This window comes from Magnetococcales bacterium (genome assembly GCA_015231925.1).
Taxonomy (GTDB): Bacteria; Pseudomonadota; Magnetococcia; order Magnetococcales; family JADGAQ01; genus JADGAQ01.
This window is the reverse complement of record JADGAQ010000315.1, coordinates 1-2,969: the sequence shown is the minus strand read 5'-3', so window position 1 is coordinate 2,969 and position 2,969 is coordinate 1. Positions and strand designations below refer to the sequence as shown.

General features: G+C 59.2%; 3 protein-coding genes. 1 reads left to right on the top strand and 2 read right to left on the bottom strand.

The window, feature by feature from the left end:
• Nucleotides 1-194: 194 nt before the first annotated feature.
• Nucleotides 195-722, top strand: a complete 528-nt coding sequence (locus HQL56_19275) for a hypothetical protein (protein ID MBF0311659.1) — start codon at nucleotides 195-197, stop codon at nucleotides 720-722.
• A 34-nt stretch (nucleotides 723-756) separates the two neighbouring features.
• Here the strand turns inward: HQL56_19275 and HQL56_19270 are convergent, their stop codons facing one another.
• Nucleotides 757-2,196: a catalase gene (locus tag HQL56_19270; protein ID MBF0311658.1), complete on the bottom strand. Its 1,440-nt coding sequence runs from the start codon at nucleotides 2,194-2,196 to the stop codon at nucleotides 757-759.
• A gap of 44 nt (nucleotides 2,197-2,240) precedes the next feature.
• Entirely contained in the window at nucleotides 2,241-2,693 is a 453-nt protein-coding gene (locus tag HQL56_19265; GenBank protein ID MBF0311657.1) for a transcriptional repressor, read from the bottom strand.
• Nucleotides 2,694-2,969 lie beyond the last annotated feature (276 nt).

Genomic DNA, 2,969 nt, shown 5'->3' with positions numbered 1-2,969 from the left:
GGGACCATGATGGTCCCCAGACCCCTGCAATAATGCAAAAATGAAACAGAAACGGGATTATTCCCTGGTGCTGCGCCGGGAAGAGGCGGCAATCTTTCTGGTGGAGAGGATGTCGTCATGAGCGGCGATCGGTCTCAATTGCGGCAAAAATACCCTGTTCGACCGCCTGACCGGCAGTCGGCAACGGGGGGCAATTGGCCCGGCGTGACGGTGGAGCGCGGGAGAGAAGCTGTCGGGCAGGGGATCGGGAGATCAGCGTGGTCGATCTGCCGGGAGATCTGCGGGAGGCGGTGGAGCATCTGAGCCGGGAGGTGGCCGCTGAGGCTTGCCATCACCGGGTGGACGGGAACTGGATCGCCTTCAACCCGCCCCACGACAAGAAGGGGGGCCAACCCTCCGCATCGAGCTTCACGGCGAAGGTCGAGGGCGAAGGTCGAGGGCGAACGGCAACGAATGGGGGGATGAGGCCCCCCCTTGCCCCCCCGCGGTCCGCTGCGTTTCTCAAGATCGCATTTGGAATCGGCTTTTTGTGCTTTCATTGGCTGCAGCGGACCGCGACGGCAACGGACACGGCAACGGACACGGCAGCGGATACGGCAGAAGATACGGCAGCGGATACGGCAGCGGATACGGCAGAAGATACGGCAGCGGATACGGCAACACCTCGGGGCTCCGCCCCGAACCCCGCCGGGGGGGATAATCCCCCCCGGACCCCCGTATGAACAGAAAAAGGACGCATCCCTATACGGGCACGATTTACAACGTGTTGACCGCCGCTTCAACCCCCGCCGCGTAATCGGGGTCTGCCTTGCGGAAGTGGTCCAGCGCCTTGGCCACAATATCGGCCGGCACCCCCAGAATGTGACGCGCGATGTTGCCGCAAAGCTGCTGCCGCTGATCGGGGCTCATCAGACGGAACAACGCCCCCGCCTGGCTGTAATAGTCTTCATCCTCCCGATGGTTGTAGCGGTCGGCAACACCGTCAAGGGCCAGCGGCGGTTCGGCGACGGACGGATTCTCCTCATATTCCCCGAACCGGTTGGGCTGATAGTTCACCAAACCGCCCTGATTGCCATCCACCCGCGCCGCGCCGTCCCGATGGAAGAAACGGGCGAAAGGACACCGTGGCGCATTGACCGGAATCTGGTGATGGTTGACCCCCAGCCGGTAACGGTGAGCGTCCCCGTAAGAAAAGAGGCGACCCTGAAGCATCTTGTCCGGAGAAGCCGCGATGCCGGGAACCAGATTGGCCGGGGTGAAGGCCGCCTGTTCCACATCGGCAAAGTAGTTTTCGGGGTTTTTGTTCAACTCCAGAATCCCTACCTCCATCAGCGGATAGTCGGCATGGGGCCAGACCTTGGTGAGATCGAAGGGATTGATGCGATAGCTCTCCGCCTCCTGTTCCGGCATGATCTGCACACAAAAACGCCACCGGGGGAAATCCCCCCGTTCGATGGCCTGATAAAGATCCCGTTGCGCCGATTCCCGATCATTGGCCACCACCTGGGACGCCTCTTCATCGGTCCAGGTGGCGATGCCCTGCATCGACTTGAAGTGGAACTTCACCCAGAATCGCTCGTTGACCTCATTGATGAAGCTGTAGGTGTGGCTGCCGAAGCCGTGCATCTGGCGATAGTTTTGCGGAAGGCCCCGGTCGGACATGAGGATGGTCACCTGATGCAACGATTCGGGATGACGGGTCCAGAAGTCCCAGGCGGCGATGTTGGAACGCAAATGGGTGCGGGGATCGCGCTTTTGGCTGTGAATGAAGTCCGGGAACTTCAGCGGATCCCGCAGAAAGAAGACCGGCGTGTTGTTGCCTACCAGATCCCAGTTGCCCTCCTCGGTGTAGAACTTGAGGGCGAAACCCCGCACGTCCCGCTCCGCATCCGCTGCGCCCCGTTCCCCGGCCACCGTGGAAAACCGCAGAAAGGCGGGAGTCTCCTTGCCGATCTCGGCGAAGACCTTGGCCTTGCTGTAACGGGTGATGTCCCGGGTGATGCGCAGTACACCGAAGGCTCCCGAGCCCTTGGCATGCACCACCCGCTCCGGAATGCGCTCCCGGGCGAAATGGGCCAGCTTTTCGATCAGCCACCAGTCCTGCAACAGCGCCGGTCCGCGTCGTCCGGCGGTGAGGGTGTTCTGGTTGTCGGCGACAGGGTGGCCGTTGTTGGCCAAAAGGGGGTTTTTGCTCATGTGATAAAACTCCAATTCGGTTGTATTGGTCGGATTGACCGGAGCTATTCCGGTCCGCAGAGACAATCGGCACAAATGCCTTGTAATTCCAAATGGATGGAATCGATGCGCCCCCACTCCTCGAAACCGGGGGGAGGGGTGACGGCGGCGGTTTCGGGTGGTTCGCAGTCACTCACCTTGCCACACCGCAGACAAACCAGATGGTGATGGGGCCGGGTGTTGCGATCGTAACGATTGCTGGCCCGATGCACCCCGAACGGCGCGATGTAGTTTTGCTCCACCAAAAACTGCAGCGTTTGATAAACGGTGTTGCGGGAGATGGTCGGCAGGCGTTGCCGTACTCCCAGATAGACCATTTCGGCATCCGGATGGATATCGCTGCAACTGACCTCCCGGAAGACTTCCAGCCGCTGATGGGTGGCCTTGTGGCCATTGCGCCGCAACTGCTGGCGCAGCCAGTCCATGCGATGGCCCTGGGTTTGCTCGGGACTTTTCATGATGTGTTACCAAATAGTAATTATTACTGAAAAGGAACATAGCCCAATCCCGTGGGGAGGTGCAAGCCATTTTTCAGGGGAGGGCGTTGCAACGGCCTCGCAGCCGGGCGTGGATCTATTAATATCCTTTGACTTTCAATATGTTATCTTTTAAAAAGTAAAAAAAGAAAATGTTCTATCCGTTGAATTTTCAGTTGTAAATCTTCTATGCCGCGTCCACTTTGGAATGCGTAATTTTTCTGTAACTATTCAGGATCCCGCGTAGCGCGATATGAC

Coding starts and splice junctions, on each gene's coding strand:
- HQL56_19270 (MBF0311658.1), bottom strand. CDS start 2,196: ATGAGCAAAAACCCCCTTTTGGCCAACAACGGCCACCCTGTCGCCGAC.
- HQL56_19265 (MBF0311657.1), bottom strand. CDS start 2,693: ATGAAAAGTCCCGAGCAAACCCAGGGCCATCGCATGGACTGGCTGCGC.